This window comes from Paenibacillus sp. MT86, assembly GCF_058792535.1.
In genome coordinates this window covers 2,668,324-2,683,358 of sequence record NZ_CM179499.1, presented here as the reverse complement: position 1 = coordinate 2,683,358, position 15,035 = coordinate 2,668,324, and the positions used below count along the sequence as shown (strand labels likewise).

The 15,035-nt window shown below is 51.3% G+C and carries 8 protein-coding genes; 2 read left to right on the top strand and 6 right to left on the bottom strand.

Annotation, left to right across the window (positions count from 1 at the left end; all coding sequences use genetic code 11):
* Positions 1 to 47: 47 nt before the first annotated feature.
* The gene (locus tag AC3RCL_RS11865; RefSeq protein WP_015736037.1) at positions 48 to 1,640 is read right to left on the bottom strand and encodes an MDR family MFS transporter; all 1,593 of its coding nucleotides are present in this window, start codon (positions 1,638 to 1,640) and stop codon (positions 48 to 50) included.
* 207 nt (positions 1,641 to 1,847) lie between these two features.
* On the opposite strand from AC3RCL_RS11865, the gene AC3RCL_RS11860 reads away from it, so the two are divergent.
* Positions 1,848 to 2,231, top strand: coding sequence for a MerR family transcriptional regulator (locus AC3RCL_RS11860; RefSeq protein ID WP_009591074.1), 384 nt, complete (start codon positions 1,848 to 1,850; stop codon positions 2,229 to 2,231).
* A 39-nt stretch (positions 2,232 to 2,270) separates the two neighbouring features.
* On the top strand, positions 2,271 to 3,500 hold the full coding sequence (locus AC3RCL_RS11855) for an aminopeptidase (RefSeq protein ID WP_015736038.1): 1,230 nt from the start codon (positions 2,271 to 2,273) through the stop codon (positions 3,498 to 3,500).
* 152 nt (positions 3,501 to 3,652) lie between these two features.
* Here AC3RCL_RS11855 and AC3RCL_RS11850 read toward each other — a convergent pair whose 3' ends face one another.
* From AC3RCL_RS11850 to AC3RCL_RS11830, 5 genes are all read right to left on the bottom strand, one after another.
* Entirely contained in the window at positions 3,653 to 8,863 is a 5,211-nt protein-coding gene (locus tag AC3RCL_RS11850) for an S-layer homology domain-containing protein (protein WP_015736039.1), read from the bottom strand.
* Positions 8,864 to 9,643: 780 nt separating this feature from the next.
* Positions 9,644 to 10,216, bottom strand: a complete 573-nt coding sequence (locus AC3RCL_RS11845) for a DUF1697 domain-containing protein (protein WP_015736040.1) — start codon at positions 10,214 to 10,216, stop codon at positions 9,644 to 9,646.
* Complete coding sequence (locus tag AC3RCL_RS11840; protein WP_015736041.1) at positions 10,213 to 11,610, bottom strand: protoporphyrinogen oxidase; 1,398 nt, start codon at positions 11,608 to 11,610, stop codon at positions 10,213 to 10,215. Before AC3RCL_RS11840 ends, AC3RCL_RS11845 begins: the two co-directional genes overlap by 4 nt.
* A 530-nt stretch (positions 11,611 to 12,140) precedes the next feature.
* A complete protein-coding gene (locus tag AC3RCL_RS11835) occupies positions 12,141 to 12,884 on the bottom strand; it encodes a GTP pyrophosphokinase (protein ID WP_015736042.1) in 744 nt (247 codons plus the stop codon).
* Positions 12,885 to 13,134: 250 nt separating this feature from the next.
* A complete protein-coding gene (locus AC3RCL_RS11830; RefSeq protein WP_492535423.1) occupies positions 13,135 to 14,883 on the bottom strand; it encodes an RNA polymerase sigma factor in 1,749 nt (582 codons plus the stop codon).
* Positions 14,884 to 15,035 lie beyond the last annotated feature (152 nt).

Sequence of the window (15,035 nt, the reverse complement as noted above, 5' to 3'; positions counted from 1 at the left end):
TGCCTGACAGGCAGCTCCTTTCTATATTCCGGTCCAAGACGTACGCGCTACGGCACCATGACCAGCTGTTCATTTTCTTTCGTCCCTGCCTCTTCTGCTGAATCGGCTGTCTCCTCCCTTTTCAGTTCTGCCGTTTCATCCAGCTTTTTGCGTCCCATTAAAGTTGCTGCCAGAAGCGCTAACGCTGCAGGAACGATAGCCCAGGCAAACGTAGCCGCGATGGAGGAAGCGAGCGTGTCCGAGATCGGCTTGAGCAGGTCGGACGGAATCCATGATCTCGTCTCCGGTGCCAATAAGATGTGAGGATCCTTAAGATCGAATCCTTCAGGAAGCCCACCGGTGTTCATCACGTCCGATCCCGATGTTAAGGAACCGGTGAAGGATCGGCTCTGTATCAACCCGAACACCGTAATGCCAATGGTCATTCCAAGCGACCGCGTGAAATTGAAGGTCGAGCTCGCCATCCCGCGCTGTTTATAGGATAAGCCATGCATGACCGCCGTTCCCAGCACGGAGAACGATCCGCCGATGCCAAGCCCGATCAGAACCATGTACAGGGTAACGATGAACCTGCTGGATTCCGCGGTTAACGTCGAAGCGAGCACCATCCCTCCCGTAAACAGGATCAGCGTCGGGATCATGATGCTTCGATACGAGATTTTACTCATCAGAAAACCGCTGACCGTCGCCGTGACGACCGAGCCCACCATCATCGGCAGCAGGACCAGCCCCGAGTTCGTTGCGCTTCCGCCGAGCACGCCTTGTATGAAAATCGGAATGTAAACGGAAGCCACGATGAAGGATCCTCCGCTAAACAAGCCGCACAGCACGCTTGAGGTATAGAGTTTATTCTTGAATAAATGAAACGAGATGATCGGCTCCTCCGCCCTTCTCTCGGCAAGCACGAAGAGCACAAGCATAACGGCGGCAGCACCAAACAAAGCCAGGATGAACCAGGAATCCCATGCCCATTGCTTCCCTCCAAGCTCAAGCGCGAACATGAAACAGATCACGCCCGCAAGGAGCGTGGTTGCTCCCTTCCAATCAATCGGCTGTTTGGAACGTTCATGCGATTCCTTATAGAATACCGTCACCATCAGGAAGGCCACGATGCCGATCGGCAAATTAATATAGAATATCCATTGCCAGGTAATATGATCCGTAATATAAGCGCCTGCGAGCGGCCCGAAAATGCTGGATAATCCAAAGACGGCTCCGAACAAACCGGTGAGCTTTCCGCGCTTCTCCAGCGGCACGGTGTCGAACATGATCGCGAATGCAATCGGGATGAGCGCACCGCCCCCTACGCCTTGCACGGCCCGATACAGCGCCAGTTCCGTGATGGAGCTTGCCGTACCGCACAGCACGGAGCCCAGCATGAATACAATCATCCCGAACACAAAGAATTTTTTGCGCCCATACATATCGGACAGTTTGCCGAAGATCGGCATCCCCGCAAGCTCGGCAACCATATACGCGGAGGTCACCCATACGAAATGATCAAGTCCTCCGAGCTCCCCGACGATGTTTCCCATGGCGGTTGCTACGATCGTATTGTCCATGGAGGCCATCAAGATGCCGAGCAGCAGGCCGGCAAGCACGATAGGCAGTTTGTTGTTGTTGGCTGTTTGTGTCTTCAAGTTCTCATACACTCCTTCTAAGTAGGTTTCCTTAGTACTGCAGTCATTGTAAATCGAAAAGTATGACAGGTGACTGTCACACTTTTGTCCCCGATTCCGTTATTTTTTATCAAACGCTCTTATTCAAGCAGCCTAATGGCTTTATGTTCGCATGCAGGGTAGCGTATAATCGGTTTATCTTAGCTCATGCCAAGGAGGTCATGTGATATGAAGATCAGTGAATTATCGCAGCGCAGCCAGGTCAGCGCACGCTCGATCCGGCATTATGAACAAAAAGGCCTGCTGGAAGCCGACAGACTCGATAATGATTACCGCCATTTTAACGCGTCCGCCATCGAACGGGTCAAAATGATCCAATTGTACTTAAAGCTGGGCTTGACCACGGATCAAATTCGCGTATTGTTTCGCGGTGAAGTCGCTTCGCCGGACGATTATGAATATTGCGAAGAAATGCTCTCCTTTTATGAGGACAAATTAAGCAGCGTGGACAGTCAGATTGCAGCGCTCCATGAATTGAAACACCTGCTGGAAAGGCAAATCTCCCGGACCCTTGGCAAAAAGAAGAGTCAGCAGCAGCCCTCCGCAACGTGATAGAATGAAGTGTACATCTGAAATGGAGGATATCTACATATGGACAATTTCGAGAAAAATCTGGAGAAATACGCGGAGCTGGTCGTGAAGGTTGGCGTAAACGTTCAACCGGGCCAAGTGCTGATCATCAATGCTCCAATCGAGACCGTAGAGTTGACACGCCGCATCGTGGCCAAAGCATATGATGCAGGCGCCAAATATGTGCAAGTCGACTGGGAAGACGAAAAAATCACCCGAATTCGCTATGAGAAGGCACCGGAAGACTCCTTCCATTATTATCCGCAGTGGCAGGCCGACGCCATGCAGCAGCTCGCTGAAGGCGGAGGAGCCATTCTGCGCATTAAGGTTCCGGATCCCGAGCTGTTCCGCGGCATTGATTCGGTAAAAGTATCTACAGCCGTTAAGGCTGCTGCCATGGCTAACGAAAAATATCAGGTATACGTCCGCAACAATAAGATCAGCTGGTCGCTCATTAAGGCGCCTACCCGAGCCTGGGCCAATAAAGTATTCCCGGACCTCCCCGAAGAAGAGCGCATCCAAGCGATGTGGGATGCCGTATTCCTGATGAATCGGGTAGGCAGCGAAGATCCGGTAGCCGCGTGGCGGGATCATATCGCCGGACTGAAGCTGCGCCAGAACCACATGAATGCCAAACGCTACAAGAGTTTCCACTATCGTGCGCCGGGAACGGATCTGCGCGTCGACATGCCGGAAGGTTACCTTTGGCTCGGCGGCGGTGACGAGAATGAGGCCGGGGTGTATTTCGTAGCGAATATGCCCACCGAAGAAATCTATACAATGCCTCATCGCACGGGCGTGAACGGGACCGTATCCAGTACCCTTCCGCTGAATCTGAACGGCCGCCTGGTGGAAGGCATAAAGCTCACGTTCAAGGACGGCAAGGTTATTGCATATGAAGCCGAATCCGGACGGGAGCATCTCACGACGCTGCTGGAAACGGACGAGGGCGCCTCGTATCTTGGAGAGATGGCACTCGTGCCGCATGATTCGCCGATCTCGCAGCTAAACCGCGTCTTCTATAACACCGGCATCGATGAGAACGCCTCCTGCCACTTTGCGCTGGGAAGCGCCTATCCCGTGAATATCGAAGGCGGCACCAAGATGAGCAAGGAAGAACTGCTGGCTCGCGGAGCCAATGTCAGTCTGACGCATGTCGATTTCATGATCGGTTCCGCTGAACTGGACATTGACGGCGTGCTGGCGGACGGTACGATTGAACCCGTATTCCGCGGTGGACGGTGGGTCTAAAGTTCGTTTGGGTAAATTGGGGCGCCTTAGCGTGCCGTTTGGCGTCATATGACCAGGGGCAACCCTTTAAGCCTACAACTGTAAAAAAGGCGGACACTGGAGCAATTGCTCCATGTCCGCCTTTTTCTATGTTCTACATTCGTATGGTTACTTTACTCTGCATGCTCCAGCATTCGAAGTATCATCATGACCGCTTCCGCACGGGTCGCAGATTCCTGAGGTGCAAACCGGTTACCCGAACGTCCGTTCACGATGCCGGCCTCGCCCGCGGCTGCGATTTCCTTCTCTGCCCAAGCCGGAATATTCTGCTGATCGCGGAAGTCCGTTCCGGCACCTGGCTGGGTAAGGCCTAGGTAGCGTACGATCATCACCGCCATTTCCGCACGGTTAACGGATTCGTTCGGTTTGAATGTCCCGTCTTGATATCCTTTCACGATGCCTTCGGATACGGCCCATTGAATCGCTTCAAGCGCCCAGGATCCGATGGAGGAGCTGTCTTTGAAGTTCAGTTTCTCAGATCCCGCTTGACCTTTCAGTGCTTTTGCCATCATCACCATAAATTCGGCACGCGTGACCTGACGGTCCGGTTTGAAGGTCTGATCCGGATAGCCGCCAACGATGCCGAGCGAAACCGCCTGCTCAATCGCGGATGAAGCCCAATGTCCGCCGATGTCGGTTAACAGCACCGGCTGGGGTTCCGGCTTCGGTTCTTCTGTCCCTGCTTTCGCCTTACGGTGTATGGTTAATTGATAGGTTTTGGTCGCACCGTTCTCGGCCCGAACCACCAGCTTCAGGACGTTATCCCCTTCCTTCAGCTTGATGACCTGATCATTCTTCAAAACCTCTCCTTCCAGAAGGACAGCGGCCTTGCCATGCGCAGCCCCAACGCGGAGCTGCACGGATTCCGCATCCGTTTCAAGCCGGTACTCCGTCGTGCTTTCGTTGAACGCAGGGGTTAATGCAGCCGCTACGCCGCCAATGATGACTTCCAGCGCTTTTAATTGATTGTTTCCGGACAAGGGGACTCCACCGCCAGAGGATTCCGATCCCGATGACGGAGGATTCTCGGATGAAGGGATCACCGAAGCGTTATAGGCGCGGATCGCGGCTTGCAGTGCGGTCATTGCGTCCTTGACATCCTTCGCAGTTGCATGATCCTGCTGCGCTATGGCGCTGGCGTTTGCAATCGCGTCACGGAGCGCTGACCTTGCGCCTGCCGGATACTGCCCTGGCGATGAGCCTTCCCGTGTTTCGTCGAGCCTTTGCTGCGCCGAGGCGATTAATCCGATTAACTCGCTCTTGTCCACTCCTGCAGCCGAAGTCGTGACCGAGTTATGGAGTCCCACGCTCTCGCCGGCAGCGTTATAAGCTTTGACGGTAAAATGATAACGCGTATCCGGCGTAAGCCCGGCTGCGGTATGCGAATACACATCGCTGGTCACGGTCACCACCGGTTCCTCCCGGCCTTTCAAATATACGCGATATCCTTCCACGCCATCGCTTGCAGCCGCCTCCGGCCAGCTCATGGTTACACGGCTCGATGTGATCTCCGAAAATTCCAGCTCCCCGGGCGTCCATACCGGCGCACCCGGTACGTCTACAGCGCTCGTGATCACCGTTAAGATCTCGCTTGGTGGCGATTCCGCTCCATGCTGATCCGAGGCGGTTACTTTGAATTCGTACGGGGTATCCGGCGTAAGCCCTGTCGCTTCGTATACGCTGTCCGTAACGGTAGCCACTTGCTGTCCGTCCTGATACACATGATAGCTCACGACTTGCTGGTCCGGACGGTTCACAGGGTCCCAACCGATTTGAACCGAGGACGACGTGACCTGAAGTGCTTTCAGATTAGTTGGGGCCGCGAGATCCCCTTCATCCGTTGTGAATGTCCATACGTCCGATACCGTTCTTCCCCCGAATTCATCTTGGGCGACGGCATACCAGGAATAGGTTCCATTGGATAACAGTCCTGCCCACGGCTGAGTAACCTCCGTGCCGCTCGCTGCCTTTTGCGGCGTACCGATGGCCTCTCCTCTCAGATGATTCACCTGAATCGAATCGGTGGCTACCCGCTTCAGTTTCGGCTCAAGATCCAGGTTCATCGTAAATTCATCCACGCCCGGATTCGTATAATAATTGTACTTATCCAAATAAGGAGAGTACGTATTCACGTAAATCTGATTGCTTTCCTTATCAAAATGCAGCAGTCTCAAATATCCGCTGCCGCCGTCCGCATGTCCTTGATAGTCCGCCAGCATCTGATACACGGTTCGGTCCGTATTGCCGTCACCGTCATCGTCCAATTCGTTCTTAAGCAGGCTGGCTCCCGTGTAATGGCCGCTCAATACGGCAACCACGTTCGGATTAGGGACGACTACTTCCTTGTACAACTTGTTGCCTACGCCGGAACGCGTTCCGTTCGCGAGCATGTAATCATGGAAATTCAGGAATGCGATACGATCCGGATATTCAGTCAGAACCTCGTTCATCCACTTGATATCCTCGTCTTCGACGCCCCATCCCATATACATCATGATGAAGTCGTTGCCTTCGACGGAGACCAGATCGTAATGTCCCCGGTTGTTCTTGTAGGAGCCTCCGTAATAGGGCTGATCCTTATAACGGTCTTCCCCGAAATATTGACCGTAGGTCGTGTAATCCCAATCGTAGCTGCCCACGTCATGATTCCCGGCAAGCACGCCGTGCGGCAGCTTGGCATCCTCCAGCATGTTCATGTAAGCATCGGCACGTTTCCATTGGTATTCGGCTGTTGGATCATTCACGATATCACCGGTATGGAACAAATATTTGATGTTCATCTCATCGATGGAATCAACGATCCATTCGAACTGCTTTTGCTGAATATGCGGATAGAGCTCCGTCAAGAACTGCGTATCGGATACCCATACAAAGGTGTAATCATAATCCCCTCGGGAAGGAATTTCATCCTGTACGATCACATCGACTTTGTTGTTCTGTACATAGTCCGCTGCCGTCAGTTCGCCTCGAAGCGTAAAATCATCTTCAGACTGGGCAATATGCTTGGTTATTTCCGTCCATTTGCTCAGCTTGTGGTTCCACGCATACATCGTGACCTTGCGGCCGGACACCGTGTGTCCTTCCCAAGCGACTTCGACGCTGTCGCCGGGCTCGACGGCATGCTCCAGCTCTGCCTCGAACCGGATGTATGGGAATTGAGACGTTGAATCTACGGTGACATATTCATCGTTGGATTCGGATACCCGCTTCAATTCCTCTTCGGTCAGCACAGTTTCGCCCGCAGGGAATCTATCCTTTGGCGGTTCTTCGTCCGAAGCGTTCTTGGACAATTTCACCCGATCCCCGCTTAAAGCATGATACGAATAAGCCTGATGGAAGGAGACCTCGAGCTCGTCATCCGATGGATCGCTGACTTGAACCTTCAGCTCCGGCGACAGCCCGGTGCCGCTCTCCTTATCTGCCGGCGACACCAACACAGGTTTATTCGGATGCTCCTGAGCCGTGTTAAACGTCACGGTTCGTTCCGAGCGGTTGCCGATCTTGTCCACTGCTCGAATTTCCAGCTTATGATCGCCTGGTTCAAGCTCAGCCGAGGAAGTATTGTACGGCAGCTGGATGGCGCGTCCATCGAGCGTAACCTCGACCCGGTCCACGCCCGATACGCGATCCGTGGCGGTCACATCGATCGGGATGCCGCCCTTGTAACTCTTGCCCTCTTCAACGGTTTCGCTAATTTCCGGTCCGTGGTTATCTACCTGAACATCGGCAGCTGCTTCAGACTGACCATTGACCTTCAATTGAATGGAATGCGTTCCGTCAGAGACGGCCGAGGTATCCCATGCGTAGGACAATGCATTTACTTTTTCGGCAGGAATGTCGAATTGAAAAGTTACGAAAGGCAGGAAACGTCCATCGTCGCCCAGGTCATGGATCCGTGCGGGATCGCTGTATTGCGGATCCCGGATTTCCGTTCCGTCGCCCAGGAGCAGCCGCACGTTGCGCGCATTGAAATCATCCATATTGCCCGTCGGCTTGTCGTCATCGAAATAGGTCTTCTCGTTATCGCCGGCCCGAAGGGTAATTTCGTTCGATCCGCTTGTCAGCCACTGCGGTTCGATCGGGACCACGATGGTTTGATAACCGTCAATGTTCGCCTCCGTCTCGAAAAGAACCTCCTTGCCGATGGTTACCGTGTTGATTCCATCGTCAATGCCGTCGCCTTCAAATATAAAATAGGCGGAATGCTCCATGGCGGGAGTGCCTTGAACCGGCGTTCCGTCCACTTGAAGCTCCAAATCGGAAGGCCCAGCCCCATCAGCTGCACCCCGAATATACGTGATGCCCGTAACCGTTTGTTGATCTTTAACGTTCAGGCTCGCGCTTGCACCGCTGCCCGTGAGATCAACCTCATATTTAGGGCTCTCCACTTTCTTAAACGTGTTGGACACCGTGAAGAAATACTCCAGCTTGGCATGTCCCAGCAGCTCCAGATAAGGTATCGTATGATGATAGCCTTGCTGTCCTTCCTGAAGCTGTACGACCTTGTAATCGTTCTGTCCGTCGACACGATACGATAACGCGAGCGATGTCACCATTCGGTCATCGTGCGCTTCTGCGGCGATTTCCAGATTGTCTCCCGGCTCCACGTTCGTGGTGGTCGTCCGATTGACAACGGACGGCTCCTTGGTCACGTCGATATGTACCGGCTCCGCGGGCACTTCCGAATGCGCGAGCGAACCCGGCGTAGCCTTATGCTCCAGCTGGGAGATCCGCTGCATTTTTAGACTTCCGTCTTCGGGATATTTATAGAAGATACCCTGATCGGGACCGTTATGAACTTCACCGTCGTTGTAAAACGCGGACACGACCGGGCGGCCGGTGTTCGTTACGACCACGAGCTCCCGCATGCGCGAATTGGACATGCCGCCTGAGAATATTTTGACGACATCGGTGTTTTCGTTCAGGTTGGTACCGTAATTATGATTAAAATCAGCAATCGTGGATTTGCTGTTCTGACCGTTTATGATCCAGAAGACCAGCGTGCCTCCGGATGGAATGGTCACCTCGTCGGGTACATGAGCCCACAGGGTGTCGCTCTCCAAGTAACGGTAGCGTATCTTATAATTGCTGAAATCGATGGCTTGATCGGAATTGTTGTAAACCTCGATAAATTCGTAACCGTCGGCGGTTCCTACGTTCGTGGAATCAGGCACAAGCTCGGTGATCAGCAGCTCGGGCACTGGGTTAAGCGCAGTGGGTGTCTGGGCGGAAGCTTGTCCTGCGAGAGCAGTAAACGAGGCAGACATAACGATACAAAGAATCAAGAAACAGGAAATACATCGTTTAAGGACGATCTTAGACATGGAAAACCTCCTAGAAATGATTTTTTGAGCAATCAATTCAGTTTCCCAATTCTCCAGGTCTCCATGGGATCTCCAAATTATAATTAAAGCGTTTTCAACATAAAATCCCTCGCGATTTCAACTTAGGCTTTTCCCCTTGAGGGGTCCTTTTCCTCTTCACCTCCCAAGATCAATAATTGCATATTCCGATCGTTTTTTAAACCACTTTATGTAAAATTTGATAAATGATATAAAGGTCCCGATATTCGCTGAACCTCTAGTACAATAGGACAACTTAACGCCGCGTCTTTCTGTCCATGGCATATGGCTCATCCGTTTCTCAAGGTACATATTTCGGGATCCAACAACCTCTATTGTTCGATACTTCAGCACTATGAACGACTTATTTTCAATACATCTTTGAGCAACAACTCCCGCTCCGGCGTATCTTACATACTGTAACTATTGCTTAATCCGCACAAAAAAAAGACCCCGCGAATGATATCGCAGGATCCTTATCAGTGGGAAGCGATTTTATTATTCATTATGCAGCAATTTTCCAATTGCTAGGGTGCCTTACCTGAAAAGAATCGAAGAAACTTCGCTCTCCTTCTCCTTTTGCGAGTGTTCATGGCGAATCAACTGCCTTTCGGAATGACATGATGTTCTTCCGTCCGTCGATTGACAATACCACTTCCCACTTGTTCTATATTTACCCGGTCCACGGGAAGTGAAACACGCCGGCCCAAATTTCCTTCGAAATCGGATGCCGCCTATGCCTCCTCCGTCACCTTGAATCCACTATAGCGGCTGTTCATTTTGCATCGTTCGGGACAGCTCTACCAGCTTGTTCATGGTTTTCCAATTCCGCATCGTCATCGGTACGCCGAACTTTGCCATTTGCGCCGCCAGCTTGGAATTCCGAACGCTTTCCTTAAACAGCAAATAGATTTCTTCTCCGATCGCTTCAAAAGTTTCTTTATCGTTCACGTAGAGCCTCAATCTCTCAACGTCATCGGGAGTCGGTGCTTCCGGCAGCATGGCAACATAAAGACTCTCAAACTCCGATGCTGCCTCCGCCGCACGTATCGTTTCTTCCGAAAAAGGACAATGCCGGACGATGCCCTCGATTTCCTGCGAGGTTCTGAGTATCACGGTTATCTGGAAGCCGAACGCTTCTTGTATTCCTTGCTCCATTTGGACCTGCAGCGTTTCCTTGGAATCCGCAGATTCGAAGAGCACGTTTCCGCTCTGAATGTATGTTTGCACGCGGGCTAGGCCCATGCCTTCAAGCATTTTTCTTAAATCGGCCATTTTGATTTTATTGTGTCCGCCGACGTTGATTCCTCGAAGCAAAGCGATATAGATGGTCATTTGAGTATCCTTTCCATAATCATACCTGCCGTCTTCTCGCCGTTCGCGATGCAGTCCGGGATCCCCACACCATAATATGAGCAGCCGGCAAGCATCACGTTAGGATAAAGGTCTTCCATTGCGAGCTCCAGCGACTCCACGACCTGCCTGTGCTTCAGATGATAGTTCGGCATATTCTCATGCCATTTGGTAACTTCGCAGGACACGGGTTCAGCCTCTAAACCTAAGCTCTGACGGATATCCTCCATCCCGACATGCTTCAATTCTTCGTCCGACAATCGGATTAATTGGTCATAATACGGATTGGAGCTTTTGTAGAATAAACGCATCAATAGCCGATTATTCTCGGAGGTGTGCTCCCATTTCCGGCTCGTCCAGGTGCATGCGTCACACTTCAGCTTCGTCCCCTTGGCCGTAATGAATCCCGTGCCGTCGTAAGGAAGCTCTTCATCTCGAATATCATAGGCCAGATACACGCTAATGAGCGACTTCGTATACAATTGGTCAAAATCCTCGTGAAGCCGCGGATCTTCCAGCAGCTCCTTCGCGCTTGATCCCAGCGTGCTTATTACAACAAAATCCGCTTCCATCTGTTCGCCGTTCGCCAGCATCAATCGATAGCCGTTAGGCGTTCTCTCCAGCTTCTCAGCGGCAACGCCCTTGGAGATCTTTGCGCCTGCTTCTGTCAGGCTCCGTTCCAGTGCGTCAATCAACACCGAGACACCGTCTTTGAAGGAAATAAATTTCTTATTGCCGGTGCCAAGGAACTTCTGTTTATTCTCGGCCAAACCGCCCATGATGCTGCCGTAGGTATTTTTGTACTCCAGCAAATAGGGGAATGTGGACGCAATGGTCAGGTCATGGAGCTCCCCGGAATAGACGCCCGATATGACCGGAGCGATCTGGTTCTGAACAATTTCCTTTCCTAGAAAGGACTCAAGGAATTCTCCCAGGGAATCATGCTTGGTGAACGTCTCATTCGGCGTGTAATAGTCCTTGAGCGCTTCCACCTTCCCCTCCGCGGATACCAGCCCGCTTTCGGCCAAGGATTTCAAGCTAAGCGGTATGCCGAATACGCTCTCCTCGGGAATTTTTTTTAGGCCGTCGGTTGTATATATGAAAGAAGTCCCCGTGGCATTGTACACAACCTGGTCCGTTATCTGAAGCTCCTCCAGAAGCGGCGCCACATTCGTTTTCCGGGATACGATCGAATCCGCTCCGGTTTCCATAATAAATTCACCGTTCTGGACGGTTCGGATTTTGCCTCCCAGCACATCGCTTGCCTCAACCAGCACCAAGTCCATGTCCCGTCGATGATGTTTCAGCTCTTTTTGCAGATAATATAAGGTCGAAAGTCCGGTAATGCCGCCGCCGATGACTACGGTAGTTGTCACTGTACATACACCTCTATTATGTAGGTTTATATCAATAATATATAATGTTACGTTAACATTGTATCCAATTCCTAAGTATATCATAGTGACCGTTCATTCGTTGGGTGCCATTCCCTCAATATTGTGAACAGAACCGTTCACAGCCACCGATTTCCCGGACATCACCCCTGAACAATCTATAATTGTTCGTGCTGAACTCATGATCCAGGTGCTGGGATGGTCGTCGACAGCAAAAAACTCCGCGAGATCACTCGCAGAGTTTTTTTCGTGGGAAGCGGTTATATCCTTTTTGACGCTATCATTCCATTGCTTTAATAGCTTAAGGTGTACGCCGGAATAATTCAGGCTGTGTCGTCCTTATTCCTTGTTTCGTTGTACATGGGTATCAAATCCTTTCGGTAATTCCGACTTAACGTCTTGTTATCCGTCTGGTGTTGATGTGTTTCCACTTCCCACTTAGGATATATATACCCGGTGCATGGGCGATGAAACAGGTCAGGCATTCCTTTTTTGCGCCGCCCGGGTACGTCTTAATTATCCTCCGTCAAAACTTCGAGCAAGCCCGCCGGGAGCTCATACTTGCGGTTGTTGATCTGGATGCTTTTTAATTCCTCAAGAAGCGAATCGTCGCTTTCCGAATCCTTAATGGCCTGCACTTCGCGATGCAATTGCTCCATCTGACGGTCCAGCGCGTTGGCGGTATCCGCCGCCTTCTTAAGCTCTTCGAGCAGGTGCTGGGGAACCGACTTATTATATTTGTAAAAGATCTTATGCTCCAGACTCGCCCAGAAATCCATGGCAATCGTTCGAATCTGGACTTCAACGCATACCTTCTCCACCCGGTCAGAGAAAAAGACGGGCACTTCCACTAACAGATGCAAGCTTTGGTATCCGTTCGGCTTCGGATTCTTGATGTAGTCCTTGACGTTCAGGACCGTTAAATCGCTTTGATTCTGCAGCATGTCGCTGATTTTGTAAATGTCGGTAATGAATGAACAGGTGATTCGTAAACCCGCAATGTCCTTAATGTTATCTTCTATGGAACGGAGCGATATGTTTCCGCCCTTGCGAAGCAGCTTCTTCATGATGCTCTCCGGCGATTTCAGGCGGGATTTCGTATGCTCGATCGGGCTATAGTCATGAAGAGCCTGAAACTCTTCTTTTAATATCTCCATCTTGGTTTCGATCTCATCTAAGGCGAATTTGTATTTCATCATGAATCGGGTAATTTCGTTCCGAATGATTTTGAGCTGTTCGATTTGCAAAGAATTCATGGGATACTTCCTTTCGATTGTGTGATTCAGAGCCGTGACGACTCGAGTAGTAAATAAAAACAAAACGCGTTGCTAACATTCTAGAAGTTCTGTCCCTCTTTAAATAGTAGTTGATATTGAGGTGCGACTGCAACTTTAGTGCAATAACGTCAAAAAGACGCCGCAACTACAAACGTCGCAGGCGTCTTTATCTTATGCTTATTCATTCCAATCATTGCGGCAAGGATTAAGCCGCTAAACCAACCTGGATTCAGGAGGACAGTGTAGAAAACATCTGGCCCAATTTCGCAGCAGCTTCGATCTCCAAGGCCTTAATCCCCTCTACCAGCGATATGGCTGTTGCTGCTTGTTCTGCCGTATTAGGCTCGCCACCCTTCGGAAATGGGAACATCCCATGCAGGACACTGAACTTCTTGCAGATCTCCGTATACAGCGCGGCGGCATCTTCGAACGATGTCGTCAAATCCGGACCGTCCTCCATTGCTTTCGGCCAAGCGGTCACCAGTTCCTTGAAGAACTCGGCGGCATAGTACCGGGCATCCCGCAGCACTTCGATGTTGTAAGCATGACCATTCGGCTCTATTTCACGACCATGCAGCGATTCAATCCAAGCATCGTAGGCCGCAATTCCCTTCACAGCCGTCGGCACCGCGTTTTCCTTTCCTTCATATAACTCGGTGGCGGTTTCGAGTGCCAGTCGCAGCTGCTGCCGAAGCGTCAAATCCACGGAACCCTCAATCGCCAGGACGAATATTTCTTCCAAGACGCTCTTGCCTAGATTTTCGTAAGGCAGCGTATCGACTCTTCCGCACTCCTCCGCATATAAGGTTCTCGTCTCGTCATCGTACCCGTACAGCGTTCCGAACTCCGGAAAGAAAATATCCCAGGCCAGGACGGGATATCCGCGATCCAATGAGGCATGGATCAAATCAAGGGCTCTTGGCAGCTCTTGATGAATGCTGCGTTTATTCATCGCTCCCTTTTCCATAAGGGCAGGATCCAGCAGATTGGCGTTTGTCCCGATGCCGTCCGACATGCCGTCGACGAATTTGGAATGGAAGCCGATATTATGAAGGCCGCGAGATAAAGATTCGCCGAAAAAATAGGCGGTCGGGCCCGCGATATGGACATCATTCGGTATGATATTGATCCGGAATGCATGCCCTGTCAGCCCCATGACGATCGGCAACGATAGCTTGCGGTCTGTAAACTGAAGCATTTTGTACGTGGCATCCGCTGCGGATGTCCAGGTTTTGGTTTCTTTCATCGGTCCTTCGTAAGGCAATATGTTCTTCTTCATAATTCCCAGGTCCCTTCTCGTCTTAATATAAGCGTCAACGGTAACGCGGATTTTTTCTTGGATCACTTTTTTCCGTGATCTCGAAATAATCTGGTACACATTGGCCGAAGAGAGCTGAAACAAGTCGGCAATTTCCTGCGGGGACAGCTGATCGAAAAAATGGGATTCGAAAATAAGCCTCTCGCGCGGCTTCAGGCATTGAATGATGCCGGTTAAAGCACGCAGCGTTTCCTGCTGCACGAGGCGTTCCTCCGGTACGTTAAAACCCAAGGCCGCTTCGCTTGCGGAATGGTTGAGCCTGCCCAGAATGCTGTCCAGATCGTTCCATTGCTCCAGACTCCCCGAACCGTTAACTCTTCCCATGCCTTCTAGCTCGGTGAAAGTCTGCTCTTTGCACGCGGAGCTCCCTTTAAGGCGGGTATAGGCCTGATTCCGGACGATGCGGTGCATCCATGGAAGGAACCGCCGGGCATCCACCAATTTGCCAAGATGCATGAATGCTCGGATCAGGGCATCTTGCACCACGTCTTCTGCTATGTAGGACTCCCGCGTTATCGCTCTGGCATAACCATACACCTTGGAGCGATGGCGCCGAACAAGCTCCCCGAATGCTTCCCGTTCCCCTGCCTGCGAGTATTTCACCAGCTCGTCATCTTCCATCTCATCCCATTGAATCGCGCTGTCTGCTGTCGTTTCCAATTGCTCGAACCCTCTTTCGTGTCGTTGACTACTTATATGACTTGAGAAGATCGTCATTTCTGACAATATCACCCGAGAAATAGTATAGCTTTTTTTTCGTTTGAAGCGACAAAAAAACGTCCCAAGCTGACCTGAACCCTCGGTCGCTTGGA

What these genes read in the sequence shown, in the direction of transcription:
- AC3RCL_RS11835 (WP_015736042.1), bottom strand. Translation starts at nt 12,884, where the DNA reads ATGAATTCTTTGCAAATCGAACAGCTCAAAATCATTCGGAACGAAATT.
- AC3RCL_RS11860 (WP_009591074.1), top strand. Translation starts at nt 1,848, where the DNA reads ATGAAGATCAGTGAATTATCGCAGCGCAGCCAGGTCAGCGCACGCTCG.
- AC3RCL_RS11855 (WP_015736038.1), top strand. Translation starts at nt 2,271, where the DNA reads ATGGACAATTTCGAGAAAAATCTGGAGAAATACGCGGAGCTGGTCGTG.
- AC3RCL_RS11845 (WP_015736040.1), bottom strand. Translation starts at nt 10,216, where the DNA reads ATGACCATCTATATCGCTTTGCTTCGAGGAATCAACGTCGGCGGACAC.
- AC3RCL_RS11850 (WP_015736039.1), bottom strand. Translation starts at nt 8,863, where the DNA reads ATGTCTAAGATCGTCCTTAAACGATGTATTTCCTGTTTCTTGATTCTT.